Here is a 26,789-nt window from a genome sequence, read left to right as displayed (position 1 = left end):
ACCCGCATGACATGAGCGGGGGCGCCCCCGGTGCGGGGCGCCCCCGACTGCTGTGACGCTCAGCCGAATTGCTGCTCCAGATCCTTGAGCTTCTGCTCGAGGGAGTCCAGTCGTGGAAGCGTCTGGGTGTCGTCCTCCGCGGTGAGGTCGACGGTGGCCGGGCCGTCAGAGCCGGTCACGGCCTGAAGAGAGGGCCTGCTGCGTACGGGCAGTTGTTCCGCGGGCGCTATGGCGGGCTCCCCGAGTGACTGCGGGCTGCCGGCGCCCGGAGCGGCGGCCTCCACCTCCAGCCTGCCGCCCGTGCGGCGGCCGCCGTTGAAGGCGTGGCCCCGGCTCACCGCCTTCAGGCGGGCGCGCTCCATCCGGTCGTGCTCGCGCCGCCGCAGCCGGTTCTGCTCCTTGGCCTTGCGGTCCTCGCGTACTTCCTCCACCGCCTCGTCCAGGGTGCGCACGCCTTCGAGGAGCATCAGCGACCAGGCGCCGAAGGTCTCGCGCGGCGCGCGCAGCCAGCGCACGATACGGATCTGCGGCAGCGGACGCGGCACCAGGCCCTGCTCGCGCAGGGCGGCCCTGCGGGTCTGCTTGAGCGCGCGGTCGAAGAGCACCGCGGCGCTCAGCGACATCCCCGCGAAGAACTGCGGCGCGCCCGCGTGGCCCAGCCCCCTGGGCGCGTGCACCCAGTTGAACCAGGCCGCGGCGCCCGCGAAGGTCCACACGAGCAGGCGCGAGCCGAGCGCCGCGTCACCGTGGCTGGCCTCGCGCACCGCGAGCACCGAGCAGAACATCGCCGCGCCGTCGAGGCCGAACGGGACCAGGTACTCCCAGCCCCCGGACAGGTTGAGGTTCTGCCGGCCGAAGCCGACCAGGCCGTGAAAGGAGAGTGCGGCCGCGACCGCGGCGCAGCAGAACAGGAGCAGATACGAGGCCGATCCGTAGATCGCCTCCTTGCGCCGGCGCCGCTCCTCGCTGCGCTCCCAAGAGTCCTGCTCCACGGCGGCCTTCGCACCGGCCCGCTTGCCGCGCGTGAGCACCGCAACCGCCACCAGCATGCCGAGCAGCAGCACCCCGCCGGGAAGCAGCCAGTCCAGCGATATGTCGGTCATTCTCATCGGGGTCCCTTGCGTCGCATGAGGGGGTCTACCGGGCGTCATCCTGACGCAGACGCAAAGGCGTTCAGAGGGTTTCGTGGGAAGAGAACGCCAAGGGGGTGCCGAGGGCTACGGATGAGTGATTTCTGGTCGAACTGCCGTACTGAACAGGGGAGTTGCGTTCGAGCACTCTCACCCGATCGGGTGGTTCAGGCGGAGCTGGTTGCGGTCAGCTTGACGATCCGCTCCGCATCGCAGGTACGCGGACAGGTGACGCAGGTGTCGTCCGGGCGCAGCGTGTAGAACAGGCAGCAGCTCGCCCGGTCCCGGGTGGGCAGCGCCTCACCGTTCGGACCCGTGAGCTCGCGGAACGCCGCCGTGCCCACGTACGGCTTCGTGGTGCCGGGCAGCAGCTCCTCCAGCTCGGCCATCGCACGGCGCTCCTCGCCGAGCAGATGCGCGATGTACCAGAGGCCCTCGACGATCTCGTCGGTGGCCATGCCCCACAGGGCGCGCGGCCCGCGCCGCATCCGCGGTCCGAAGCCTTCGAGCACCGGACCCAGGTGCTCGGCCACCGCCGCCCGTACCTCCGCCATGAGCGCCGCCTCGTCGGGCACGACCCGTGCACCCGGCGAAGCGGCCAGCGGATCGCCCGGCAGGCAGGCGAACTCCTCGACCCGTACGGCTATCTTTCCCAGGGTCCGCTGGAACGTGACGTTCGCCACGGGCACGCGCGGCACGCGGCGCCTGAGGAACCACGGCACGGTGATCAGCAGGCAGGCCGGCCAGGCGTAGCGGTGCAGCCCGAAGCTGGCGATCACGTCCGGGCGGGCCTGCTGCCCGTAGTCCCGGAGCACCTGCGCGTCGTCCCATGCGAGAAAGGTGTCGAGCGCGGCCCCGCCTTCCGCGAGCCGGGCTGCGGCGACCCAGCCGCCTCCCTGCGGGGCCTGCTCGCCCTCGGCCAGTTCGTGCACCGCGAGTCCGGGGAACACCTCGGTCAGGCGCGCGTACGCATCCGCGACAGCCGAAGGGGCTGCGCGCACGGCGCCTGGCAGAGCGGCGTCAAGGGACATGCGGGGGACCACCGAATCGCGATCGTTAGCAGGTAAGCCTTACCTTACCCGACGAATTCGATGTTTGAACTGCGGGTGGGGGCTCCCTATCGTCAGGGGGTCGGGCCGCCGGGGCCCGCGACCCGAAACGTGTGCCGAGGAGGTGGACCCGAGTGGAGCAGGCCCGACCGCGCGCCGCCTCGGATCCCGCCTCGGCCGCCGCGTACGAGGGCGGGGCCGGCCGCCCGTCCGCGCCGCCTGGGGTGCGTGTCCCCGCGCAGGTCGCCCGGGGTGAGCACACGCACAGCGAGCCGACCGCACCGGCCGCGGTGCCGGTCCCCGGCGTGGCTTCGGGTGCTGGTTCCGGCGTGGCTGCCGGTGCCCGTTCCGGCGTGGCTTCCGCTGCCGCCGCCGGTCCGGCTCCCGGTGGTGCGGCCGCCGCTCCCGTCCAGCGTCATTCCGTACGCGGGCAGATCCTCGAAGCCCTGCGCGCGGCCCTCGTCGGGGGCGAGCTGGAGCCCGGCGAGGTGTACTCGGCGCCCGCGCTCGCCGCCCGGTTCGGGGTCTCGGCCACTCCCGTACGCGAGGCCATGCAGCAGCTCGCCCACGAGGGCGCCGTCGAGGTCGTGCCCAACCGCGGCTTCCGGGTCGCCGAGCGAAGCGCACGGGAACTGGCCGAACTGATCGAGATCCGCTCGCTGTTGGAGGTCCCGGTGATGCTGCGCCTCGCGCGCACCGTGCCGGCGGACCAGTGGTGCACGCTGCGGCCGCTCGCGGAGGCCACGGTGACGGCGGCGGCGCGCGGGGACATCGCCGGATACGTCGACGCGGACCGCGCCTTCCACGGGGCGATCCTCGCGCTCTCGGGCAACCGGCAGCTGGTGATGGTCGCGGACGACCTGCACCGCCGCTCCCAGTGGCCGCTGGCCACGGGGCCGGTCCACGTCCGCCGCGCCGACCTGATCGCCGACGCGGCGGAGCACACGGCGCTGCTCGACGCGCTGGTCGCGCAGGACCTTGCGGTGGTGTCCTCGTTGGTGCGGGAGCACTTCAACGGGGCGCAGTAGCAGTTCCGTTCGGGAAGGGGCGGGTAGGGAGAACTCGCCCGCCACAGGCGCACCGGCCCGCACCCTGCCCCACCCGCACCCGAAGACACCCTGTGCGGCAAGATCACCCCATGACCCCGGACCCCGCCGCCCAGCCCACCGTCCACCTCGCCACCCACTTCGGCCTCCACACCCGCACCGCCCTCATCACCGGCGGCAGCTCCGGCATCGGCAGAGCCATCGCCACCTCCCTGGCCAGGGCGGGCGCAAAAGTGGTCCTCATGGCCCGAGGTGCCGAGAAGCTCCAGGAGACCGTCGACGCACTCCGCACCGAGGGCCTCGAAGCCACCGCCGTCACCGCGGACGTGGGCGACCGCGCTGCGCTCCGCGAGGCCGCCGAACAGGCAGTCGTCCCGTACGGCGAGCCGGACATCCTGGTCACCTCCGCGGGCATCAACCTCCGTCCCCCGCTGGACGATCTGACCGAGTCCGACTGGGACACGACGATGGCCGTGAACCTGGACGCGCCGCACTTCCTGGGGCAGCGCTTCGGGCCGGGGATGGCCGAGCGCGGCTGGGGCCGCATCATCCACCTCGCCTCGCAGCAGTCCCTGCGCGCCTTCGGCAACAGCGGTGCGTACGGCGTCTCCAAGGCGGCGGTCTGCGCGCTGACCCGCTCCCAGGCCGAGGCCTGGTCGCGGCACGGTGTCTGCGTGAACGCCCTCGGCCCCGGTTTCGTCGAAACCCCGCTCACCGAGGCCGTGTTCAGCGATCCGGCCCGCGTGGAGGCGATGGCGAACCGCACGATGACGGGCCGCAACGGGACCCCGGAGGACTTCGCCGGCCCGGCCCTGTTCCTCGCGAGCGAGGCCGCGCGCTACATGACGGGCCAGACCCTGTTCGTGGACGGCGGTTTCTCGGCCACGTAGCCCCGGACCCCGCATCCGAACTTCGTTCGGATCGCCTCAAGCGCCGGCGGGGCTGGTCGGGCTACTCGGGAAGCGTCCCGCCAACCACGTAGGCACACCCCCGAGCAACCGGTACAACCGCGCCGCCTCCGTCATCAATCGGCTTGCCGTCGGCTCGGGTTCGGCTTCGGCGAGGGCGACCAGGGCCGGGGCCGTGCCGACGAGGTAGCCCAGTTCCTCCCGTATGCGCAGGGACTCCGCGAAACCGTGGCGCGCTTCCGCCAGTTCGCCCTCGCGCAGCGCGAGTCCGGCGAGGTGGCGCCAGGTGAAGGAGAGCAGCAGCGGGTCGTCGTGGGCGGCCGCGCCCGCGTGGGCCCTGCGGTAGGCGGCGAGCGCGGCCTGCGGGGAGTCGGCGATGTGCTCGGCGATCAGGCCGCGCCGGAAGTCCAGGAGCGGGCGGCCGGGCGCGCTCGGGTGCAGCAGCGCCGCCGCGCGGCCGAGGGCGGCCCGGGCCTCGTCCGCCCGGTCCCGTACCGCCAACACCGTTGAGGCGTACGCGAGATGACCGCGCTCGCAGGCCGCCGCGCCGCGTTCCTCGTCGTTCTGGGCGAGTGCCTCGGCGGTGCGCAGCGCGTCCTCCGCCTCGGGCCAGCCCTGCTCCGTGAACAGGCAGCGCTCGACGAGCAAGGAGGCGCGCTGGAGGGCCGCGGCGGGGGAGGGGTCGGAGGTGAGCAGGGCCGCCGCGTCGGTCCAGCAGCCGCGCGAGCGCAGGCGCCAGACGGCGGTCTGGAGGGCGGATCTCTTCAACGCGGGTTCGGGGACCGGTGTGGCCGAGGCGGTCGAGGCCTTCGGTGCGGATGCCGGGGGCTTCGCCCCGGACGTCGTGGACCCTGACACGGAATCCGAGCCAGACACGGCGGTGTCCGCCACATTCCCCTCCCCAGGAGCGCGTCATTGAGCTGTGGCGGCATCTCAGCACGGAACGGGGCGGGGCGCCAAGGGGGCGGGTGAAGGAATTCACAATCTTGGGAAAGCGAAGGGCGGGTGCGTGCACCGCACCCGCCCCGTGCTACGCGCGCGCCCCTGCGGGCGCGGGCGCTCAGCTCATCCGCAGCGCCGAGCCCAGCTCGTCCCCGGCGCCTGCCTCAGCTCATCCGCAGCGCCAGGAAGAAGTCCAACTTGTCCTCCAGGCGCGACAGATCACGGCCCGTCAGCTGTTCGATCCGCCCGACGCGGTAGCGCAGCGTGTTCACGTGCAGGTGGAGCCGGGAGGCGCAGCGGGTCCAGGAGCCGTCGCAGTCGAGGAAGGCCTCGAGGGTCGGGATCAGCTCGGCGCGGTGCCGGCGGTCGTAGTCGCGCAGCGGGTCCAGGAGCCGGGCCGTGAACGCGCGGCGGACGTCGTCCGGCACGAAGGGGAGGAGCAGGACGTGCGAGGCCAGTTCCTGGTGGCCGGCCGCGCAGACCGTGCCGGGCCGGGCCGCCGCGACGCGGCGGGCGTGCCGGGCCTCCTCCAGGGCGCCGCGCAGACCGTCCGCGGAGTGCACCGAGGCGGAGACGCCGAGCGTGAGGCGGCCGTCGTCCGAGAGGCCCGCCGCGAGCGGCTCGCGCACGGTGGCGAGCAGCGAGTCCGCGAGCAGGCTGGGCTCCGGGCCGTCCTCGGGCGCCACGGCCGGCAGCGGTACGAGGGCGATGGCCTCGTCGCCGGTGTGCGCCACCGCGATCCGGTCGGAGGGCTCGGGGCCCGAGGCGGTCGGGTCGACGAGGATCTCCTCCAGGAGCGACTGCGCCACCGGGCCGCCCTCGATCTCGCCGCCCTCCCACTCGACGCGGGCGACCACGACCTGCCAGTGCGGGGCCGCGCCCAGACCGGGCAGCAGCACGGGGGCGGCCACGCGCAGGCGTGCGGCGATCTCGGCGGGGGCCGCGCCCGTCTGCACCAGCTCCAGGACTTCCTGGGCGAGCCGGCGGCGCACCGTACGGGCCGCGTCGCGGCGGTCGCGCTCCACGGAGATCAGCTGCGTGACGCCCTGGAGCAGGTCGAGCCGCTCCTCGGGCCAGTCGCCCGCGTCCGCCTCGACCGCGAGCAGCCAGTCCGAGAGCACGGTCTCGCGCACGTCGCGCGAGGCGGCGGCCGCGCCACGGCCGCTGCTGTGGATGGGGAAGAGCGAGTACGTGGACCCCTGGACGTTCACACGGTGCGGGCCGCGGCGGCCCGTGCGGATGGCGGCCAGGTGCTCGGCCGCGAGGGCCGTGCACACCTCGGTGGACAGCGGCTCGCCGACCGAGCGGGAGCCCGCGATGGGCCGCCCGGCGGGGGACAGGACCCACGCGCGCAGGTCCAGGTCGGTGCCGAGCAGGTCGAGCACCACGTCCGGGCCGCCGCCCGCCGGGCCCGAGGTCATCAGGCGCCGGTGGCGGTCCACCACGGCCGCGAGATCGCCGGCGCGCTCGCCGGAGACCTGCCGGACGACGTGCTCAGTGATCGTCGCGAAGGCCACCTGCTCGTTGACCGCGAACAGCGGCAGACGGTGGCGTACGCAGGCCTCGACGAGGTCGTCGGGGATGTCGCCGAGCTCGGCCTCACCGGCCGCGAGGGCCGCGACGCCGGTCTGGGCCAGGATCCGCACGAACGGCTCGGAGTCCGCCGGGCTCTTGCGCCACGCCAGTCCCGTGAGCACCAGCTCGCCGCCGGAGAGATAGCGGCTCGGGTCCCGCAGGTCCGTGGTCATGACGCCGCGGACGGTGCGGTCCAGCTCGTCCTCGCCGCCGAGGAGCCGCAGGCCGAGCACGTCGGTCTCCAGAAGGGCGCGCAGCCGCATGTCGTACCTCTCCGCTGTCGCTGGCTTGAATCGTGTCGCCGGTCCGGGTGAAGCGGTTCCGACAGGAAACCGATGGGGTTGGTGGGACCCGGCCTTCATACGAATCTACAAGATGAAAGCAGCGACCAGGGAACTCCTTCATGGTTTCGGTGACTGACCGGGACCAAGGTCCTGCCGGTGTACTTGCGCTATTCCGCGTTAACAGCACGTGAACGAGTCGGGGCAGGGGCCGCACGGCCAAAGGTCCTCTGGCTCGAAAAGACCCTCAGAACGACCCGATACGTAGAAGAGAGCCTCTGATGGACTTCCTTCGCCCCGCCAGCTGGGAGGAGGCGCTCGCCGCCAAGGCCGAGCACCCCACAGCTGTGCCGATTGCGGGTGGCACCGATGTCATGGTCGAGATCAACTTCGACCACCGTCGCCCCGAGTACCTCCTGGACCTCAACCGCATCGCGGAGCTGAGCCAGTGGGAGGTCGGCGAGGAGAAGGTCGTCCTCGGCGCCTCGGTTCCGTACACCCAGATCATCGAGAACCTCAAGACGGAGCTGCCGGGCCTGGCCCGCGCCTCGCACACCGTCGCATCCCCGCAGATCCGCAACCGCGGCGGCGTCGGCGGCAACCTGGGCTGCGCCTCGCCCGCCGGTGACTCGCACCCGGCCCTGCTCGCCTCCGGCGCGCACGTCGAGGTCGAGTCGCAGGCCCGCGGTGTGCGCCTCATCCCGATCGACGAGTTCTACAAGGGCGTCAAGCGCAACGCGCTCGAGGCCGACGAGCTCATCAAGTCGGTGCACATCCCCAAGGCCACCGGACCGCAGGAGTTCTCCAAGGTCGGTACGCGCAACGCGATGGTCATCGCGGTCTGCGCCTTCGGCCTGGCCCTGCACCCGGAGAAGCGCATCGTGCGCACCGGCATCGGCTCGGCGGCCCCGACCCCGGTCCGTGCCAAGGAGGCCGAGGAGTTCCTGAACGCGGCGCTCGAAGAGGGCGGCTTCTGGGACAACGGCAAGATCATCACCCCGTCCATCGCGAAGCAGTTCGCCACGCTCGCCTCGGGTGCCTGCAACCCGATCGACGACGTGCGCGGCTCGGCCAACTACCGCCGCCACGCGGTCGGTGTCATGGCCCGCCGCACGCTGATGTGGACGTGGGAGTCGTACCGCGGCAACGCAGAGGGCCGCACGCTTGAAGGAGCCGCGTAACCATGCGAGTCAATTTCACGGTCAACGGCCGCAAGCAGACGGCCGACGATGTCTGGGAGGGCGAGTCCCTTCTCTACGTCCTGCGCGAGCGCATGGGCCTGCCGGGCTCCAAGAACGCCTGTGAGCAGGGCGAGTGCGGTTCCTGCACCGTCCGCCTCGACGGCGTGCCGGTCTGTTCCTGTCTCGTCGCCGCCGGCCAGGCCGAAGGCCGCGAGGTCGTGACGGTCGAGGGCCTCGCCGACTACGCCGCGCACCGCGACGACGCCCACCCGGGCGGCGCCTGCGGCTCCGGCTCCTGCGGCACCTCGCTCGACGCCGCCCAGCGCTGGCAGGCCAAGGGCACCGACGGCCAGACCGGCGAGGGCACCGAGCTCTCCCCGATCCAGAAGGCGTTCATCGACGCCGGCGCCGTGCAGTGCGGTTTCTGCACCCCCGGTCTCCTGGTCGCCGCGGACGAGCTCCTGGAGCGCAACTCCTCGCCGTCCGACGCGGACATCCGCGAGGCGCTCTCCGGCAACCTCTGCCGCTGCACCGGTTACGAGAAGATCCTCGACGCGGTCCGCCTGGCGGCCGCCCGTCAGGAAGAGGCGGTCTGATCATGGCTGGCACCACCACCGGTATCCCCCGGGATGTGACCCAGGGTCTGACCCAGGGCGGCATCGGCGAGTCGACGCTGCGCCCGGACGGCACCCTCAAGGTCACCGGCGAGTTCGCCTACTCCTCGGACATGTGGCACGACGAGATGCTCTGGGGCCAGACCCTGCGCTCCACCGTCGCGCACGCCGAGATCGTGTCCATCGACACCTCCGAGGCCCTCGCGATGTCCGGCGTCTACGCGGTCCTGACCGCCGACGACCTGCCGGCCGCGAAGAACTACGGCCTGGAGTTCCGCGACACCCCCGTGCTCGCGTACGGCAAGGTCCGTCACCACGGTGAGCCGGTCGCCCTCGTGGCCGCCGACCACCCGGAGACCGCGCGCCGCGCCGCCGCGAAGATCAAGGTCGAGTACAAGGAGCTGCCCCTCATCACCGATGAGGCCTCGGCGACCGCTCCCGACGCCGTGCTCGTCCACGAGGGCCGCGACGACAAGCACTCCAAGCACGTCCCGCACCCCAACATCGTGCACCGCCAGCCGATCGTCCGCGGCAACGCCGACGAGGCCGCCAAGCGCGCCGATGTCATCGTCAAGGGCGAGTACACCTTCGGCATGCAGGACCAGGCCTTCCTCGGCCCGGAGTCCGGCCTCGCCGTGCCCGCCGAGGACGGCGGCATCGACCTCTACGTGGCCACCCAGTGGCTGCACGCGGACCGCGAGCAGATCGCGCCCTGCCTCGGCCTGCCCGAGGACAAGGTCCGCATGACCATGGCCGGTGTCGGCGGTGCCTTCGGCGGCCGCGAGGACATCTCGATGCAGATCCTCGCCTCGATCCTGGCTCTGCGCACCGGCAAGCCGGTGAAGATGGTCTACAACCGCTACGAGTCCTTCTTCGGGCACGTGCACCGCCACCCGGCGAAGCTCTACTACGAGCACGGCGCCACCAAGGACGGCAAGATCACGCACATGAAGTGCAAGATCGTCCTGGACGGCGGCGCGTACGCCTCCTCGACGGTCTCCGTGGTCGGCAACGCCTCCTCGCTGTCGGTCGGCCCGTACGACATCAACGACGTCGAGATCGAGGCCATCGGCCTCTACACGAACAACCCGCCCTGCGGCGCCATGCGCGGCTTCGGCGCGGTGCAGGCCTGCTTCGCCTACGAGGCGCAGATGGACAAGCTGGCCGCGGCCCTCGACATGGACCCCGTCGAGCTGCGCCAGATCAACGCCATGGAGCAGGGCACGCTCATGCCGACCGGCCAGGTCGTGGACTCGCCCGCCCCGGTGGCCGAGCTGCTCCGCCGGGTCAAGGCCCGTCCGATGCCGCCGGAGCGCCAGTGGGAGAGCTCCGAGGGCGCCGACGTCCGCGCGCTCCCGGGCGGTCTCTCCAACACCACGCACGGCGAAGGCGTCGTCCGTGGTGTCGGCTACGCGGTCGGCATCAAGAACGTCGGCTTCTCCGAGGGCTTCGACGACTACTCCACCGCGAAGATCCGCCTCGAGGTCATCAACGGTGAGGCCGTCGCCACGGTCCACACCGCGATGGCCGAGGTCGGCCAGGGCGGCGTGACCGTCCACGCGCAGATCGCCCGTACCGAGCTCGGTGTCCAGCAGGTCACCATCCACCCCGCGGACACGCAGGTGGGCTCGGCCGGTTCGACCTCCGCGGGCCGCCAGACCTACATGACCGGTGGCGCGATCAAGAACTCCTGCGAGCTCGTCCGCGAGAAGGTCCTGGAGATCGGCCGGCGCAAGTTCGGTTCGTACCACCCGGCGTGGGCCAACGCCGAACTCCTCCTGGAGGGCGGCAAGGTCGTCACCGACGGCGGCGAGGTCCTCGCGTCCCTCGTGGACGTGCTCGAGGACGAGGCCGTGGAGATCGAGGAGGAGTTCCGGCACCGCCCGACCGAGGCCTTCGACCTCCGCACCGGCCAGGGCAACGGCCACGTCCAGTACGCCTTCGCCGCGCACCGCGCGGTGGTCGAGGTGGACACCGAGCTCGGCCTCGTCAAGGTCGTCGAGCTGGCCTGCGCCCAGGACGTCGGCAAGGCGCTCAACCCGCTCTCCGTGATCGGCCAGATCCAGGGTGGCACCACCCAGGGCCTCGGTGTCGCGGTGATGGAAGAGATCATCGTCGACCCCAAGACCGCGAAGGTGCGCAACCCCTCCTTCACGGACTACCTGCTCCCGACCATCCTCGACACCCCGACCATCCCGGTCGAGTACCTCGAGCTGGCGGACCCCAACGCGCCGTACGGCCTGCGCGGCATCGGTGAGGCACCGACGCTCTCCTCGACGCCGGCCGTCCTCGCCGCGATCCGGAACGCCACCGGTCTGGAACTCACGAAGACGCCGGTGCGCCCCGAGCACCTCACCGGCACCTGAGTGTCAGGGGCGGGAGGCGAACCCTCCCGCCCCACCTCCGGGCAGGACGTGGCCGAGGAGTCATAGGTCAAGTCTTCCGGCCGGGAGCCGCGTCCGACGCGGCTCCCTGGGAGCCCCACAGGTCCCTCACCGAATGCCCGGAGCCAAGTGCCGCTCCGCTCGCGGTACTTCGCACCACCACGCAACACCCCACGCATCAACGCAACGTTCTCGGGCCGTCTCCCGGGTCGTGCAGCCCAGAGCAATCCCAAATCTCGCTCTCGAGCGGGTGCCCCTATGAACCTTGGGAAGTAGGCACCATGACCCAGCAGTCCATCGAGCCGAACAAGGCCGACATCTCCCCGAACGACGGAGCAGGCGCGGTCGCGCCTCCACCATCGGGCGGTTCCTGGCTCGACCGGTACTTCCGCATATCGCAGCGTGGTTCGACCGTGGGCCGGGAGGTGCGCGGCGGTATCACCACCTTCATGGCGATGGCGTACATCATCCTCCTGAACCCGGTGATCCTCAGCAGCGCGCAGGACGTCACCGGAGCCCAGCTCAGCATCGCCGAACTCACCACCGCCACCGCGCTCGCGGCCGCGGTGACCACCATCGCGATGGGCTTCCTCGGCAACGTGCCGCTGGCCCTCGCCGCCGGACTCAGCGTCTCGGCCGTGATGGCCTTCCAGGTCGCCCCGCAGATGACCTGGGGCAACGCGTGGGCCATGTGCATCATCTACGGCGCGATCATCGTGCTGTTGGTGGTCACCGGACTCCGCGAAATGATCATGAACGCGATCCCGTTGGCGATCAAGCACGCGATCACCATGGGCATCGGCCTGTTCGTCTGCCTCATCGGCCTGGTCCAGGCCGGCTTCGTCACCTCGATGCCCGGTGACGGCGGCGTCGCGGGCGCCAAGCCCATCCAGCTCGGCACCAAGGACATGCTGACCGGCTGGCCGGTCGTCTGCTTCGCGGTCACCGTGCTCCTGATCTTCGCCCTCCTGGTCCGCAAGGTCCCGGGCGCGATCCTCATCGGCATCGTCGGCGGTACCGTCTTCGCCGCGATCGTCCACCAGGTCGCCGGACTGTCCACGAAGGACTGGGGCCTCAACTCCCCGACCATCGACGGCTCGCCGTTCTCCTCGCCGGACTTCGGCCTCTTCGGCTCGGTCTCCTTCTCCGGCATCGGCGACATCAGCGCCATCACCGTCGGCGTCATCGTCTTCACCCTGGTCCTCGCGGGCTTCTTCGACGCCATCGGCACCATCATCGGCATCGGCCAGCAGGCCGGACTCGCCGACAAGGACGGCAAGATGCCGGGCCTCAACAAGGCCCTGGCCATCGACGGTGCGGGCGGTGTGGTCGGCGGTGTCGCCGGCGCCTCCGGCCAGACCGTGTTCGTCGAGTCCACCGCCGGTGTCGGCGACGGTGCGCGCACCGGCCTCGCCAGCGTCATCACCGGTCTGGGCTTCGCGCTCTGCCTCTTCTTCACCCCGCTCGCCCAGGTCATCCCGACCCAGGTCGCGGCCGCCGCGCTGGTCGTCATCGGCTCGCTGATGATGTCCAACGCCAAGCACATCGACTGGAACGACCAGGCCACCTCCATCCCGGTGTTCCTGACCACCGTCCTGATGCCCTTCACGTACTCCATCACCGCGGGCATCGCGGCGGGCATCATCGCCCACGTCCTGATCAAGGTCGTGACCGGCCGCCGGCGTGAGATCGGCTGGCTGATGTGGGTGCTCGCCCTCATCTTCCTGGCCTTCTTCTCGCTGAACGCCATCGAGGGCTGGCTGGGCCTGCACTAGCACCGACTGTTCCCATCCACACATCCGTTAGGAGACCGAACATGCTGGACATCGCCGAAGAGCTGAACCGGTGGGTCGAGCAGGGACGTGACTTCGCGATCGCCACCGTCGTGGCGGTCAGCGGCAGCGGGCCCCGGCAACCGGGCGCCGCGCTCGCCGTCGACAGCGAGGGCACGGCCATCGGTTCGGTCTCCGGCGGGTGCGTGGAAGGAGCCGTGTACGACCTGTGCATGCAGGCGTTGGAGGACGGCGAGACCGTGCTCGAACGCTTCGGCTACAGCGACGAGGACGCCTTCGCGGTCGGCCTGACCTGCGGCGGCATCATCGACATCCTCGTCACCCCCATGCGGGCGGACGCTCCGGGACGGGGAGTGTTCGCCGCTGCGCTGGCCGCGGCCGCCGCGGGGGAGGCGGCCGCGGTCGCGCGGATCACCGACGGTCCGGCCGAAGTCATGGGCCGGGCGCTGCTCGTACGGCCCGACGGCTCGTACGAGGGCGGCCTCGGCGGCCACCCCGAACTCGACCGCACGGCCGCCGCCTCCGCCACCGCGATGCTCGACGGCGGGAAGAACGGCACTGTCGTCATAGGCGAGGACGGCTCCCACTGCGGACAGCCCCTGACGCTGCTCGTCGAGTCCTCGGTGCCGGCCCCGCGCATGATCGTCTTCGGTGCCATCGACTTCGCCTCGGCCCTGGTCCGTATCGGCAAGTTCCTCGGCTACCACGTCACCGTCTGCGACGCCCGCCCGATCTTCGCGACGAAGACCCGCTTCCCCGAGGCGGACGACATCGTGGTCGAGTGGCCGCACAAGTACCTGGAGCGCACCGAGGTCGACGGCCGTACGGTCCTCGCGGTGCTCACCCACGACGCCAAGTTCGACGTGCCGCTGCTCCAGCACGCCCTCAAGCTTCCTGTCGCCTACATCGGCGCGATGGGCTCCCGCCGCACCCACGAGGACCGCAACAAGCGGCTGCGCGAGGTCGGCGTCACCGAGCTCGAACTGGCCCGCCTGCGCTCGCCGATCGGCCTCGACCTGGGCGCCCGTACGCCCGAGGAGACGGCCCTGTCGATCGCGGCCGAGATCGTGGCCAACCGCCGTGGCGGCAGCGGGGTTTCGCTGACCGGGGCGCACACGCCGATCCACCACGACACGTCCGCGCAGCCGGCCGGCCGGATCGGGTCGGTGGCCTGACGGACCGGCCCGTCGTCTTCTGAACCAGCACCACGAGAGGGTCCGCCGCCCCAACGGCGGGCCCTCTCTTCGTCGTTCAGGGCCGGTACGGACCCGGATCGCGCCAGAGCCGGTACGGACCCGGAGCCGTGCCAGGGCCGGCGCGGACCCGGTCGGCTTCGCGTATGCGATGCCCTTTAGGGTCGTGCCGACGACCGAGGATGGGAGCCTCCGCGTGACCGACGCGACCGACGCCGACCTTGCCGTGCTCACCCCCGCCCAGGCCGCCCGCCTGCGCGAACTCGCCGCACCCCACTTGGGGGACGGGGTCCACGGGCTGCGCAACCTCGCGCAGCGGTGCCGGCTCCTCCCCGAGGACCAGTGGCCCGCCGCCGTCGAGGAGCACTTCAGGAGTCTGCGGTCGGCGGGCAGGGGCGACGAGAGCCGCGAGCAGATCCTGCGCGAGGTGCACTGCCGGCTGCTGCCGCACGGCTCGTTCACGCCCGAGACGATCCAGACGATGCGCTACGCCCGCCTGGTCGCCGACGGTCTTGTCTTCGCGTACGCGCTCGACCAGCCCGCCACCGTACGGATGCTCACGGACCCCGACGTGGCGCGGGTCGGCGACGAGGACGCGCTCGGCCGGGCCGCGTACGAGAACCTGACGCGCGTGCCCGTCCAGCACGAGGAGATCGCCCTCGAAGGGCGCGCGGTCCTGCAATCCGTGTACGGGGACTCGCCATTCGTCGCGAGCCGGGCCCTGTATCTCGGGCAGCTGCACCACCAGCTCACCGGCGCGAGCCTGCCCGACGCGGGTGCGCTCTTCGTCGTACCGACCCGGCATCTGATCGCCTACCACCCGATCGTCGACGGCTCGGTCGCCGACGCGGTCAACGACCTCGCGGCATACGGGCTCGGGGCCCACGAGGACGGTCCCGGCTCGCTGTCCCCGCGCGTGTACTGGTGGCACGACGGCCGGATCACCTCGCTCACCGTCATCGACGAAGCCGCCAAGTCCTTCTCCATCCAGCCGCCGTCCGAACTCCTCACGCGGATGCGCACGCTGGTGCGGCTCGACGACGCGGGCCGCATCCCCGGGCGCGGCCGTACGGACGTCACCGCGTCCCAACTGGCGGGCACCGCAGGCGAGTTGCTCACCCGGCTGCCGCAGGACCCCGCCCTGCTCGCCGAGGCGTTCCCGCGGCTGCTCGACCTCGCGCACGCGCACTGCGCCGACGATCCCGCCGCCTCGCTCCTGGACACCTGGGACGCCTGGGCCACCTCGCTCCAGCTCGGCACCGCGCTGTTCACCGGTGCCGAGCCGCAGTCCTGCGCGCTCGGCGAGGACTGCGAACGACCGCTGCCCGCCTTCCCGGCCGCCCCGCCCGCCGACGCCCGCGCCTGGCTCGACACCTTCTACCTGGCGATCGTCTGCCGTGACCGAGCACGGATCCAGCGCCTGCGCGAGGTGCCGCTCGACGTCCTGGGCGAGGACCCGACGGCGGACCCGTACCTGCTGCACTGGATCGACACCCTGCAGACCTACTTCGCCGCCGACTGCTCCATGGACGACGTGGTGGAGAAGCTGCTCGCCGTCATCGACGCCTCGCACGGCGAGGCGGTGACGCGTGCACCGGCGGACTTCGTGAACGCCGTCGACTACCAGCCGGTCGCCCTGTTCCACCGGCTGATCGCCCGCGACCACGAGAAGTTCGCGAAGACGCTCGCGGACGCGCTCAAGGAACACGTCCGCTTCTGGGGCGACTCCACGGCGCCGCGAGCCCAGGTCGCACTCGGCCCACTGGCCATGGCGAGCCTCGCGCACAGCTGGGGTTTCCCGGTGGACACCGGGCTGCCGCAGTTGCCGGAGTGCCTGGTGGACGGTTCGCGCATCGAACGCATCCCGGGCTGACCACAGTCACCTGCCGCCCTCCCTCTTGCTCCAACCTTCAAACAAGGGCCTTTCGTCCCTGCCGTCCCGTCCGGGCGCGCAGGACCCTTGAGATATGAGCACGCACGCACCAGTGATCGCAGCAGTCGACGGTTCGGAGCACAGCCTCGTCGCCCTGGAATGGGCCATGGAGGCGGCGCGAACGCGGGGAGCGGAGGTGCTCGCGGTGCAGGTGCGCGGTGCGGCTCCGGTCCCGGTCGCGCCGACGCTCGCGACCCTGCCCCCGGTCCCCTCCCCGGCGCCCGTCGAGCAGGACGGCGATCCGGTACGGGACCGGGTCGAGGAGTTCCTCGCCGGGCGGAACGCCGCAGGGCGCCACCAGTGGCGGGTCGAGAACCTCATCGCGTCGCGTACGGAGGGCGCCGAGGACGCGGCGCGCACGGAGCCGGATCCCAAGGTCACGTACACGGTCCTCGACGGCGCACCCGCCTCCACCGTGCTCGCCGAGCGGGCGGCCGACGCGCAGCTCCTCGTACTGGGTTCGCGCGGCCTGGGCGGATTCGCCGCGCTCCTGCTCGGCTCCACGGGCCGCAAGCTGGCCATGCAGGCCCCGTGCCCGGTCGTGATCGTGCCGCACGCGGACCGTACCCCCGACCGCGTCGAGACCCCCGGACGGGAACGGATCGTCCTCGGCCTCGCACCCGACGAGACCTCCGACGCCGCCGTGGAGTTCGCCTTCGCCGAGGCCGAGCGCCGCGGCGCCGAACTCCAGGTCGTCTCCACCTACTTGGTGCCGCTGACCTCGCTCCTCGTGGTCGGCGAGCTCGCCGACACCTCCGACACCCCGGTGGGCCAGAACCTCCGCGAGGCCCAGACCGCCCGCCTCGCCCCCTTCCGCACCCGCTACCCGTCGGTCGCGGTCGACCAGATCGCCACGGCGGGCGACCCGGCGGGCCGCCTGGTCACGGCCTCGACCACGGCCGCCCTCACGGTGGTCGGCCGCCACCGCCGCCGCCTGCGCCCGGACGCACTCCTGATGGGCTCGGTGACGAACGCGGTGCTGCAGCACGCGCAGAGTCCGGTGGCGGTGGTCCCGGGGGAGTGAGCCGCACCGCGGCTCAGCACTTCAGGCCGATGACGGCCCAGCCGCGCCCGGCGGCCCGGCTGATGACGTCCCCCCACTCGGACACGAGCCGCGCGAAGGACGCGAAGTCCTGGATCCAGCCGATGGGTTCGACGATGTGGCGCTCGAAGGGCTCGCGCAGGGTGTCGAGCCGGGGCGCCACCTCGGACCAGTACCGGTCCAGCACCTTCACGTCCTCGGGCGGCAGCCACAGCATCGCCTCGATCTCCGGCGACCACATGTCCGGACGCGACACGACCGCCGGCGTGAAGGGCGGCTGCCCCTGCGGCAGGAGCTCGTAGTTGTGTTCACCCCAGAACAGGGGAGCGGCGAACTGGTCCAGGACCTCGCGCAGGGACGCATCGACGAAGCCACGCAGCTCGTCCCAGCGGTTGCCCGCCCAGAAGTGCGCCTTGTACGAGGTCATCGTGTCGCGAAACTCATACCGCGCCCACCACTCGGCGTCCCCGTCCCCGGGCCCTGACCACCCCTCCGGCCGTGCCAGATAGACCTCGAGATCCTCTGCCCCGAACACGGCATCCTCGACCATCCCGGAACGCTCCTCCACCGGCAGGGAACGCAGCCGCTCCCAGTCGACGATCAGCACTTCCATGTCGAGGCCCATGCGGCCAGCGTACGAAACCACCTGCGCTGCCACCGAGCAGGACTGTCCCATGCCTTGACGCGCCCACCCCCCTCCACAACCATCCGTGGGAGCGCTCCCGTATGTCCCCCTGCGAGTCAGGAGTGAACCATGCGACGTCGAGCAATTCCCTTGTTGTCCGCGGCACTTGCCCTTGCCGCGGCCTTCCTCGTCGGTCCGGCCGGGGCGGCCGAACCCGAGCCCGGCGAAGCGGGTGCCGCCGCGGCCGGCGATGAACGGCACAGACCCCGGCTCTACACCCCTCCCGCCAATCCGGACGCCTACACCCAGGCCCATGAGCTCGCCCTCGCCGGGCAGTTGCGGGATGCTGCCGGGATCGTCTCCATGGTGCGTACTCCGCAGGCCGTCTGGTTCGGTGACCAGAGTCCTGCCGAGGTCGAGCGTGAGGCGCGGCAGGTGGTGCGGGACGCCGACGGGGCGACCGTCGTGTTCTCGCTGTACAACGTGCCCGGCCGTGACTGCTCCGGCTACTCCGGCGGTGGTGCCAACACCACCGCCGAGTACAAGGCGTGGATCGACGCCGTGGCCCGCGGTATCGGCCGCAGCGAGGCGATCGTGGTCCTGGAGACCGACTCGCTCGCGCTGCTGCCGAGCGACTGCGGGCAGGACGACGCCCAGGGCACCAAGACCGCCGCGCGGTACGCGGAAATCAACTACGCCATCGGCCAGTTGGAGCCGCTCAAGGGCACCAGGGTCTACCTCGACACCGGCCATGCCGCCTGGCACGGCCCCGCGTCGATCACCCCACGGCTCGTGAAGGGCGGCATCGCCAAGGCGACCGGGTTCTTCACCAACGTCTCCAACTATCAGACCGACGCCGCCAACTCCTGGTTCGGCAGGCTGGTCTCGGCCTGCGTCGCGTACGTCGGCGAGGGCGGTGACGCGGCACAGTGTCCGCACCAGTCGTCGGCCCGTGAGCAGGCCGAAGCCTGGATCGGCGCCAACGTCAAGACGCCCCCGTCCCGCTGGAAGCACTTCGTCACGGACTCCAGCCGCAACGGCCAGGGGCCGTGGGTCCCGCCGCCCGGCAAGTACACGGACCCGCAGGACTGGTGCAACCCGCCGGACCGCGGCCTCGGCGCACGCCCCACGCTCCGCACCGGCGACCCCCTGCACGACGCGCGTCTGTGGGTCAAGATCCCCGGCGAGTCGGACGGCTTGTGCCTGCGCGGCACACCAGGGCCGGAGGACCCCGAGCGAGGGATGGTGGACCCCAAGGCCGGTGACTGGTTCGCAGAGCAGGCCCTCGAGCTGGTGCGGCTCGCCAACCCGCCCATCCTGCCCGGGAGTTGACCGGCGGCGGGGCGTGACCCCACGAGTTTCTCCTTTCTGTGGACAAAGTATGGACGCTCAGCGACCTCATCCCTACGCTGAGCGTCGCCCCGCCACAGAAGTCTGCGTTGACCACAGCGGAACCACGCAGGAGGAACCGTGGAGCCACGCCCCGCGCGCATGTCCCGCCCCACCCGCCGCAGAGCACCAAGAGCCCGAAGAACCACCGGTCTACTGCTTACCGCACTGCTCGCGACCGCCCTCGCCGCCCCCGCCGCCGCCGAGGAACGCGCGGACGACCCCCGCCCCTTCGCCGACCTGCCGCCGCAGGAACCCGGCGTCACGCTGCGGGTGTTCGACATCCAGTCGCCGCTGGAGAAGATCTGCGACCTCAAGCCGGCGCAGACACCGAACATCGACAAGCTGATACCGACCGCCGACTGGAGCTCGACCGAAGGCTTCGGGTTCTCCGACAACTTCGTCAGCCAGATCCTCGGCAACCTCAACGTGCCCGAGGCCGGCACGTACGGCTTCCGGCTCATCAGCGACGACGGCTCCCGGCTGTTCCTCGGCGACCAGCAGGTCATCGACCACGACGGCCTGCACGGAGCCGAGCCCAAGGACGGCGAGATCACCCTCAACGCCGGGTACACCTCGCTGAAGATCGACCACTTCGACCGGGGCGGCGGCCAGCAGGTCACCCTCCAGTGGAAGCCGCCGGGCGCGAGCGAGTTCGTGACCGTGCCGAACTCCGTGCTCAGCACCGACGCCGGAGTCGTCCGCGTCACCGCACCGGGGCGCAAGGAGTGCGAGGGCACGTACGACACCCCCGGCGACGGCCTGCCGCTGACCGAGGTCAACCCCGGCTACACGCTCACCGACCTGCGGCCGAAGGGCTTCGAGCCGCAGGTGTCCGCCATGGACTGGCTTCCCGACAAGCGCCTCGCGATCACCACCTGGGGCGGCAGCCAGGAGACCAAGGGCGAGGTGTACCTGCTCGACAACGTTGCCGGACCGACCGGGCCCGACAAGGTCACGTACAAGAAGATCGCCGAGGGACTCAAGGAGCCCATGGGCGTCAAGTACGTGGACGGCAAGCTGTACGTGAGCGAGAAGCACCAGCTCACCGAGCTCGCCGACACGGACGGCGACGACGTGATCGACGAGAAGAAGAAGATCGCCGAGTGGCCCTACGGCGGCAACTTCCACGAGTTCGCCTTCGGACTGCTCTACGACAAGGGCGACTTCTACCTGAACCTGTCCGTGGCCATCAACTACGGCGGCGCGACCACCGATCCGCAGCCCGCGCCGAACCGCGGCACCACGATCAAGGTCAACAAGAAGACGGGCAAGGTCAGTTACATCGCCGGCGGTCTGCGCACCCCGAACGGGATCGGGCGCGGCCCGGGCGGCGACCTCTTCGTCACCGACAATCAGGGCGGCTGGCTGCCCGCGTCCAAGCTGATGCACATCAAGCAGGACCGCTTCTTCAACCACTACATGAACCCGGACGGCCCGTTCGACGACCGGCCGGTCAGCAAGCCCGCGCTGTGGCTCCCGCAGAACGAGATCGCCAACTCGCCCTCCACACCGCTGCAGTTGAAGAAGGGGCCGTTCGCCGGGCAGATGGTGTTCGGCGACGTGACGTACGGCGGGCTCCAGCGCGCCGACCTGGAGAAGGTGGACGGCCAGTACCAGGGCGCGGTCTTCCGGCACACCCAGGGCCTCGAATCCGGCATCACGCGGATCAGCGAGGGCCCGGACGGCGCGCTCTACGTCGGCGGCCTCGGCGCCGACGGCAACTGGGGCCAGGCGGGCAAGCTCCGCTTCGGCCTGCAGAAGCTGACCCCCAACGGCAAGACGGCCTTCGACATCAAGACGATGCGCGCCACCCGCGACGGCTTCGCACTCACCTACACCAAGCCGCTGTCGGACGAGACGGCCGCCAAGCTGACCGAGGGCGCCTACTCCGTGGAGCAGTGGCGGTACGCGCCGAGCCCGGCGTACGGCGGTCCGAAGGTGGACGAGGAGTCCCTGCCCGTCGCCAAGGCCACGCTCTCGGACGACCGGCGCACGGTCCGCCTGACCATCCCGGGCCTGCGCTCCGACCGTGTGGTGCACGTCCGCTCGCCGCGGCCGTTCTCCTCCGCCGAGGGCGAGCAGCTGTGGTCCACCGAGGCCTGGTACACGCTCAACGCCAAGCCGGGCCCGGACAACCCGCAGACCACGTACGACGCGGAGTCCGCGCAGCTCGGCGGGAGCGCCGGCATCGACACCGAGCACGCCGGATTCACCGGCAGCGGCTTCGTCGACGGCTTCGGCGAGCAGGGCGCGTCGGCGCGCTTCTCCGTGGACGTGGCGGAGGCGGGCGCGTACGATGTCGGCCTGCGCTACGCCAACGGACCGCACCCCGCCCCCGGCACCAAGACCGTCTCCGTGTCGGTGAACGGCGGCGATCCGCAGCAGATCGACCTGCCCAGCACGGTCGAGTGGAACCGCTGGTCCACGCGGACCGAGCGCCTGAACCTGCGCGAGGGCCGCAACACGATCACGTACGCCGTCCGCGAGGGCGACAGCGGGCACGTCAACCTCGACGCGATCGACCTGCGCGCGCCGGGCGAGCGCCGGCAGCTCTTCGACGGCGGCAGCATCGCCGCGGCCTGGCAGCACGCCGACGGCCGCAGCCCCGAGTGGCCGCACACGGCCGAGAAGTCCATGGAGGTCTGCTGCGGCGACCTCCGCACGAAGGAGGCCTTCCAGGACTTCAAGATGCACGTCGAGTTCCGGGTCCCGAAGCTGCCGGACGACGTCACCGGACAGGACCGCGGCAACAGCGGGGTCTACCTCCAGGAGCGGTACGAGGTGCAGATCCTCGACTCGTACGGGGACACCACCCCCGCCACCAACGAGGCCGGGGCGATCTATCTCAAGAAGGCCGCCGACCACAACATGGCGACCGCGCCCGAGACCTGGCAGACGTACGACATCACCTTCCGCGCCGCGCGCTTCGACGCGCAGGGCAAGAAGACCGAGGACGCCCGGATCACCGTGATCTGGAACGGCCGCAAGGTCCACGACGACGTCGCGATCGACGGGCCCACGGGCGCGGGACTGCCCGAGACACCGGCCGCCGGCGCGATCAAGTTGCAGGACCACGGCAACAAGGTGCGGTTCAGGAACGTCTGGATCGAGCCGCTGAGCTGAACTCCGTGCGAAGGGGGCGCGGGCCCGGGACTTTGGTCCCGGGCCCGCGCCTTCGCCGTCCGGCGGGACGGGACTTCCGCCGGACCGGATGATCGATCAGAGGGTGTGCAATGGAGGGACAGCTGCCCTCAAGGTCGAGCGACAGTCTTCCCGAGGTCGATGGGAGTCCCCGTGCCCAGCCCTGCCGCGGTCGAACAGCGCGGATACTGCACCCTCTGCAAGTCCCGCTGCGGCGCGATCTTCACTGTGGAGAACGGCCGCCTCACGGGCGTACGCCCCGATCCGGAGCACCCCACAGGCGCCGCGATGTGCCCCAAGGGCCGGGCCGCCCCGGAGATCGCGCACAGCACCCGCCGCCTGACCACACCTCTGCGCCGCACCCGCCCCAAGTCCGACCCGGACCCGGGCTGGGAGCCGGTCACCTGGGACGAGGCCCTCGACGGCATCGCGGCCCGGCTCACCGCGATCGCCGCCGAGACAGGCCCCGAGTCGGTGGCCTTCGGCGTGGCCACGCCGAGCGGCACGATGGTCTCGGACGCCACCGAATGGATCGAGCGTTTCGTACGGGGCTTCGGCAGCCCCAACACCGTCTACAGCGCCGAGCTCTGCAACTGGCACAAGGACACCGCCCACACCTTCACCTTCGGCACCCCGCTGCCCCCGCCGGACTACGCCCACGCCGACCTCGCCCTCCTGTGGGGCTTCAACCCGGCCAAGACCTGGCTCGCCCAGTCCGCCGCCGTCTCGGCCGCACAGGCTCGCGGCATGCGGCTCGCCGTGGTCGACCCGCGCCGCTCCACCAGCGCCCTCGCGGCCGACCACTGGCTGCGCATCCGCCCCGGCACGGACGCCGCACTCGCCCTCGGGCTCGCGCACCTCCTCATCGAACACGGCTGGTACGACGAGGAGTTCGTGCGCACCTGGACCAACGGGCCTCTGCTGGTACGAGAGGACGACGGGCACTTCCTGAAGGCCTCCGACGTGCACGCGGGCGCCGAGGGCCACCTGGTCTGGAACGAGGAGACCGGCGCGGCGGAGACGTACGACACCCGGTACCCCGCGGGCCGCCCGGAGCGTTTCGCCCTGCGCGGCACGTACTACGTCCCGACCCTCACCGGCGGAGTCACCTGCGTCCCGGCCTTCCAGCACTACGCGGACGCCTGCGCCGAGTGGACCCCGGACCGTGTCGCCCGTACGACCTGGATCCCCGAGCGGGAGATCCGGGCCTTGGCGGAGCAGATCGGACAGGCCCGGTCCGTCACGTACTACGGCTGGACGGGCGTGGCCCAGAGCGCCAACGCCACCCAGACCGAACGCGCCCTCGCCACCCTCTACGCCCTCACCGGCTCCTACGACACCCGGGGCGGCAACCACGTCGCGCCCCCGCCGCCCTACCGCCCCGCCGCCGGGCAGCTCGCCCCCGAGCAGCGCGCCAAGGCCCTCGGCCTCGACCGCCACCCGCTCGGCCCGCAGGCCTCCGGCTACATCAACGCGGGCGACCTGTGCCGTGCCATCGAGGATCAAGAGCCTTACCCCGTACGGGCGTTGATGTGCTTCGGCTCGAACCTGGTCGTCGCCCAGCCCGACTCCGACCGTGTCGCCCGCGCCCTCGGCAAGCTGGACTTCCAGGTCCACCTCGACCTCTTCGAGAACCCGACCAGCGCCACCGCGGACTACCTCCTGCCGGTCAGCAGCGCCTACGAGCACGAGGGCCTGCGCTTCGGCTTCGAGACCGGGCACCGCGCACAGGAACAGGTGCAGCTGCGGCCGCGGATCGTCGAGCCGCAGGGCGAGGCGCGCTCCGACACCGAGGTGGTGTTCGCGCTCGCCACCCGCATGGGAATGGGGGAGGGGTTCTTCGGCGGAGACATCGAGGCGGCCTGGGACTGGCAGCTGGAGCCGCTGGGCCTGACGGCCGCCGGACTCCGCGCGCGGCCCGGCGGTGTACGGGTGCCGCGCCCGCTCAAGTACCGTAAGTACGCCGAGTGTTGCGCGGACGGCACGGTCACCGGCTTCGCCACCCCGACCCGGCGCGTCGAGCTGTACTCCGAGCGGCTCCTCGACCACGGCTACCCGCCCGTCCCCGTCCACCGCGAACCGGCCGCCCCCGACCCCGAGTTCCCGCTGGTCCTCACCAACGCCAAGCACGGCTACTTCCTGCACAGCCAGCAGCGCGGCCTCACCACGCTGCGCCGCCGCGCCGCCGACCCCTGCCTCGACCTCAGCCCCGAGACGGCCGCCGCACGCGGGATCGCCGAGGGCCAGTGGGTCGAACTCGCCACCCGGCGCGGCGCGATCCGGCTGCGCGCCCGCTTCGACGACTCGCTGCACCCGTCCGTGGTCGTCGGCGAGTACGGCTGGTGGCAGCAGGCCACCGACCTCGCGCTGCCCGCCGCCGACCCGCTGAGCGCACTCGGCAGCAACTACAACCGCCTCGTCGACCACTCCACCACCGACCCGCTCAGCGGCTCCGTGCCGTTGCGCTCCCAGGTCTGCGAGGTGCGCCCGCTGCCCGCCGACGGGGCGTGGCCGGGGCGGCGCACCTTCACGGTCACCGCCGCCGGCAAGGAGGGCCGGGGTGTGCGCACGCTGTCCCTCGCCCCGGTCGACGGCGGCCGGCTCCCCGACTACCGCCCCGGCCAGCATCTGACCGTGCGCGCGGAGGGCTCGGACCTCGCCCGCAGCTACTCCCTCACCGGCCCGGCGGTGGACGCCGACCGCGCGGTCTACACGCTCGCGATCCGCCGTATCGCCGAGGGCGCCTTCTCCTCGTACGCCCATGACGAGCTGCGCATCGGCGACCGACTCGAACTCGCCTCACCCGGCGGTGTGTTCGCGATCCCCACGCACACCGACACCCCGGTGGTCCTGGTCGCGGGCGGCATCGGCATCACGCCGTTCCTGAGCTATGTGGAGACGCTGGCGGCGAGCGGCGGCACGGTGCCGGAGGTGGTGCTGCACTACGGCAACGCCCACGGCGAGGACCACCCGTTCCGGGCACGCATCACCGAACTGTGCGCCCGTATCCCGCAGTTGAAGGTGCTCACCTACTACGCGAACCCTCTCCCGTACGAGAAGGAGGGCCGGGACTACGACCGGCGGGGCTTCATCACGGCCGACGCCATCGCACCGCACACCCTGGTGGAACGCCGCGCCCGCTTCTACTTCTGCGGCCCGGAGCCGATGATCGAATCACTCACGGCAGGCCTGCACGAACGCGGCGTGCCGCGCTTCGAGATCTTCAGCGAGAAGTTCCGCCCGGCGCAGCGGGAGGTGCCGGTCCCCGAGGACGCCCGCTTCACGGTGCGCTTCGCCCGCTCGGGCCGCGAGGTGGAGTGGGCGGCGGAGGAGGGCACGCTGCTCGAACTGGGGGAGCGGGCGGGCGTGACGATGAGGTCGGGCTGCCGGGTGGGCCAGTGCGAGAGCTGTGCGTGCACGGTCCTGAAGGGAGACGTGGCCCACCGCGTCGTCCCGTCCGACGACCTGCCTGCCTCGGACGCACTGACATGCCAGTCGGTGCCGTTGTCGGATGTCGTGTTGGACGCGTAAGCAGCCCCTGCGGCGCTTGAGCAGATCCGAACGAAGTTCGGATGCGGGGGTCCGGGGGCAGCGCCCCCGGTTTCGGGAAGGGGCGGGGTGGGGGAGAAAAGCCCGCCGCAGGCGCCCCCCACCGGCACCCGAGGGCCTACCCGAACCCGCGAGCGTCCTGCTTCAGCGCCGTGTCGACAGTCAGCGCCGTCGCCACGACCAGACTCAGCAACGGATCCTGAAGCGGCCGATGAATCTGCAGCACATAGTTGTCCGCCGTCGTGAACATCGTCTTCGCCAGCCCCTCCCACGTCTTCGTGATCCGGGCGATCTCCTGGTCCATGTGGTCCACGATCGCGAAGTTCCAGGCCCGCCAGTTCTCCGCCTTGATGGCGCCGACCTGCTGCCCGTTCACCACCATCGCGAAGTTGATCTTCCCGATGGCGTTCTGCTGCACGATCTCGCCGATCGGCTGCCCGTTCGCGGCCTCGACGATCACGCGGGACTTCACGAACTTCGCCGGGCGGGTCAGCCGCATGACCGGCTGCCCGTACGCGTCGCGGATCTCCAGCTTGTGCGTCATGAACTGGTCCACGCTCGCGACGAAGCGCAGCACCTTGCGGGCCGTGGACTGGCCGACCTGGACGACCGAGCCGAGGGTGTTGCCCTGCTGGTCGTAGACCGCGTACTCGTTGGTGAGCTCGACCAGCTTGGCCTTCTGGTTCACCACGAGGACGGGCTCGCTGAAGAGCGTGCCGCCGCCCTGCCCGGTGGGGGCGACGCCCGCCTGCTGCTGCACCTGGCGCTGCACCTGGTGCGCGTCGTAGGGGCTGGCGGGCTGCGGCGGTACGGGGGGCTGCCCGTACGGGTTGGCCTGCGGCGCCTGCGGAGGCACCTGGCCCTGCACGGGCGAGGTGTGGGCGGTCCACTGGTGGCCGTCCCACCAGCGTAGGGTCTGGGGCGTGCCCTGGGGGTCGGCGTACCAGCCGGGCGGAGTCTGCGTTGTCACGGGCGCAATGTAACCCGGTCGGCGGGTGCGGGTCGGGGTCG

At 71.5% G+C, this 26,789-nt stretch carries 18 protein-coding genes; 12 read left to right on the top strand and 6 right to left on the bottom strand.

Features of this window, described 5'->3' with window-relative positions; all coding sequences use genetic code 11:
* Nucleotides 1-59: 59 nt before the first annotated feature.
* Both BLT97_RS06205 and BLT97_RS06200 read right to left on the bottom strand, forming a co-directional pair.
* Nucleotides 60-1,109 (bottom strand): DUF2637 domain-containing protein, encoded by a 1,050-nt coding sequence (locus tag BLT97_RS06205; protein WP_093607588.1) that lies wholly within the window; start codon nucleotides 1,107-1,109, stop codon nucleotides 60-62.
* Nucleotides 1,110-1,297: 188 nt separating this feature from the next.
* Nucleotides 1,298-2,161, bottom strand: a complete 864-nt coding sequence (locus BLT97_RS06200; RefSeq protein WP_093607587.1) for a (2Fe-2S)-binding protein — start codon at nucleotides 2,159-2,161, stop codon at nucleotides 1,298-1,300.
* Nucleotides 2,162-2,313: 152 nt separating this feature from the next.
* Between BLT97_RS06200 and BLT97_RS06195 the strand changes: the two genes are divergently transcribed.
* Nucleotides 2,314-3,207 (top strand): GntR family transcriptional regulator, encoded by an 894-nt coding sequence (locus BLT97_RS06195; protein WP_425442648.1) that lies wholly within the window; start codon nucleotides 2,314-2,316, stop codon nucleotides 3,205-3,207.
* Between the two features lie 110 nt (nucleotides 3,208-3,317).
* Entirely contained in the window at nucleotides 3,318-4,115 is a 798-nt protein-coding gene (locus BLT97_RS06190; RefSeq protein WP_093607586.1) for an SDR family NAD(P)-dependent oxidoreductase, read from the top strand.
* A 36-nt stretch (nucleotides 4,116-4,151) separates the two neighbouring features.
* On the opposite strand, the gene BLT97_RS06185 is transcribed toward BLT97_RS06190, so the two are convergent.
* Complete coding sequence (locus BLT97_RS06185; RefSeq protein WP_093607585.1) at nucleotides 4,152-4,901, bottom strand: hypothetical protein; 750 nt, start codon at nucleotides 4,899-4,901, stop codon at nucleotides 4,152-4,154.
* Nucleotides 4,902-5,239: 338 nt separating this feature from the next.
* Complete coding sequence (locus tag BLT97_RS06180) at nucleotides 5,240-6,913, bottom strand: PucR family transcriptional regulator (protein WP_093607584.1); 1,674 nt, start codon at nucleotides 6,911-6,913, stop codon at nucleotides 5,240-5,242.
* 299 nt (nucleotides 6,914-7,212) lie between these two features.
* Between BLT97_RS06180 and BLT97_RS06175 the strand changes: the two genes are divergently transcribed.
* The 7 genes from BLT97_RS06175 (at nucleotide 7,213) to BLT97_RS06145 (ending at nucleotide 17,053) form a co-directional block, all read left to right on the top strand.
* Complete coding sequence (locus tag BLT97_RS06175) at nucleotides 7,213-8,112, top strand: FAD binding domain-containing protein (RefSeq protein WP_093607583.1); 900 nt, start codon at nucleotides 7,213-7,215, stop codon at nucleotides 8,110-8,112.
* A gap of 2 nt (nucleotides 8,113-8,114) precedes the next feature.
* Nucleotides 8,115-8,708: a (2Fe-2S)-binding protein gene (locus BLT97_RS06170; protein ID WP_093607582.1), complete on the top strand. Its 594-nt coding sequence runs from the start codon at nucleotides 8,115-8,117 to the stop codon at nucleotides 8,706-8,708.
* Between the two features lie 2 nt (nucleotides 8,709-8,710).
* Complete coding sequence (locus BLT97_RS06165; protein ID WP_093607581.1) at nucleotides 8,711-11,092, top strand: xanthine dehydrogenase family protein molybdopterin-binding subunit; 2,382 nt, start codon at nucleotides 8,711-8,713, stop codon at nucleotides 11,090-11,092.
* Between the two features lie 299 nt (nucleotides 11,093-11,391).
* Nucleotides 11,392-12,885 carry an NCS2 family permease gene (locus BLT97_RS06160; RefSeq protein WP_093607580.1) on the top strand — a complete coding sequence of 498 codons (1,494 nt, stop codon included), beginning with the start codon at nucleotides 11,392-11,394 and terminating at the stop codon, nucleotides 12,883-12,885.
* Between the two features lie 41 nt (nucleotides 12,886-12,926).
* Nucleotides 12,927-14,078: an XdhC family protein gene (locus BLT97_RS06155; protein WP_093607579.1), complete on the top strand. Its 1,152-nt coding sequence runs from the start codon at nucleotides 12,927-12,929 to the stop codon at nucleotides 14,076-14,078.
* A 214-nt stretch (nucleotides 14,079-14,292) separates the two neighbouring features.
* A complete protein-coding gene (locus tag BLT97_RS06150; RefSeq protein WP_245769152.1) occupies nucleotides 14,293-15,969 on the top strand; it encodes an immunity 49 family protein in 1,677 nt (558 codons plus the stop codon).
* 94 nt (nucleotides 15,970-16,063) lie between these two features.
* The gene (locus tag BLT97_RS06145) at nucleotides 16,064-17,053 is read left to right on the top strand and encodes a universal stress protein (protein ID WP_093607577.1); all 990 of its coding nucleotides are present in this window, start codon (nucleotides 16,064-16,066) and stop codon (nucleotides 17,051-17,053) included.
* 13 nt (nucleotides 17,054-17,066) lie between these two features.
* Here BLT97_RS06145 and BLT97_RS06140 read toward each other — a convergent pair whose 3' ends face one another.
* Nucleotides 17,067-17,696 carry a hypothetical protein gene (locus BLT97_RS06140; protein WP_093607576.1) on the bottom strand — a complete coding sequence of 210 codons (630 nt, stop codon included), beginning with the start codon at nucleotides 17,694-17,696 and terminating at the stop codon, nucleotides 17,067-17,069.
* Nucleotides 17,697-17,825: 129 nt separating this feature from the next.
* On the opposite strand from BLT97_RS06140, the gene BLT97_RS06135 reads away from it, so the two are divergent.
* From BLT97_RS06135 to BLT97_RS06125, 3 genes are all read left to right on the top strand, one after another.
* A complete protein-coding gene (locus BLT97_RS06135) occupies nucleotides 17,826-19,028 on the top strand; it encodes a glycoside hydrolase family 6 protein (protein ID WP_093607575.1) in 1,203 nt (400 codons plus the stop codon).
* Nucleotides 19,029-19,166: 138 nt separating this feature from the next.
* The gene (locus tag BLT97_RS06130; RefSeq protein WP_425442647.1) at nucleotides 19,167-22,211 is read left to right on the top strand and encodes a 3-keto-alpha-glucoside-1,2-lyase-like domain-containing protein; all 3,045 of its coding nucleotides are present in this window, start codon (nucleotides 19,167-19,169) and stop codon (nucleotides 22,209-22,211) included.
* A 171-nt stretch (nucleotides 22,212-22,382) separates the two neighbouring features.
* Nucleotides 22,383-25,760 carry a molybdopterin-dependent oxidoreductase gene (locus BLT97_RS06125; RefSeq protein ID WP_245769151.1) on the top strand — a complete coding sequence of 1,126 codons (3,378 nt, stop codon included), beginning with the start codon at nucleotides 22,383-22,385 and terminating at the stop codon, nucleotides 25,758-25,760.
* Between the two features lie 136 nt (nucleotides 25,761-25,896).
* On the opposite strand, the gene BLT97_RS06120 is transcribed toward BLT97_RS06125, so the two are convergent.
* Nucleotides 25,897-26,748 carry an LURP-one-related family protein gene (locus tag BLT97_RS06120; RefSeq protein WP_093607572.1) on the bottom strand — a complete coding sequence of 284 codons (852 nt, stop codon included), beginning with the start codon at nucleotides 26,746-26,748 and terminating at the stop codon, nucleotides 25,897-25,899.
* Nucleotides 26,749-26,789 lie beyond the last annotated feature (41 nt).

The organism is Streptomyces indicus (genome assembly GCF_900100315.1).
Classification (GTDB): domain Bacteria; phylum Actinomycetota; class Actinomycetes; order Streptomycetales; family Streptomycetaceae; genus Streptomyces; species Streptomyces indicus.
This window is presented reverse-complemented; position numbering and strand designations above follow the sequence as displayed.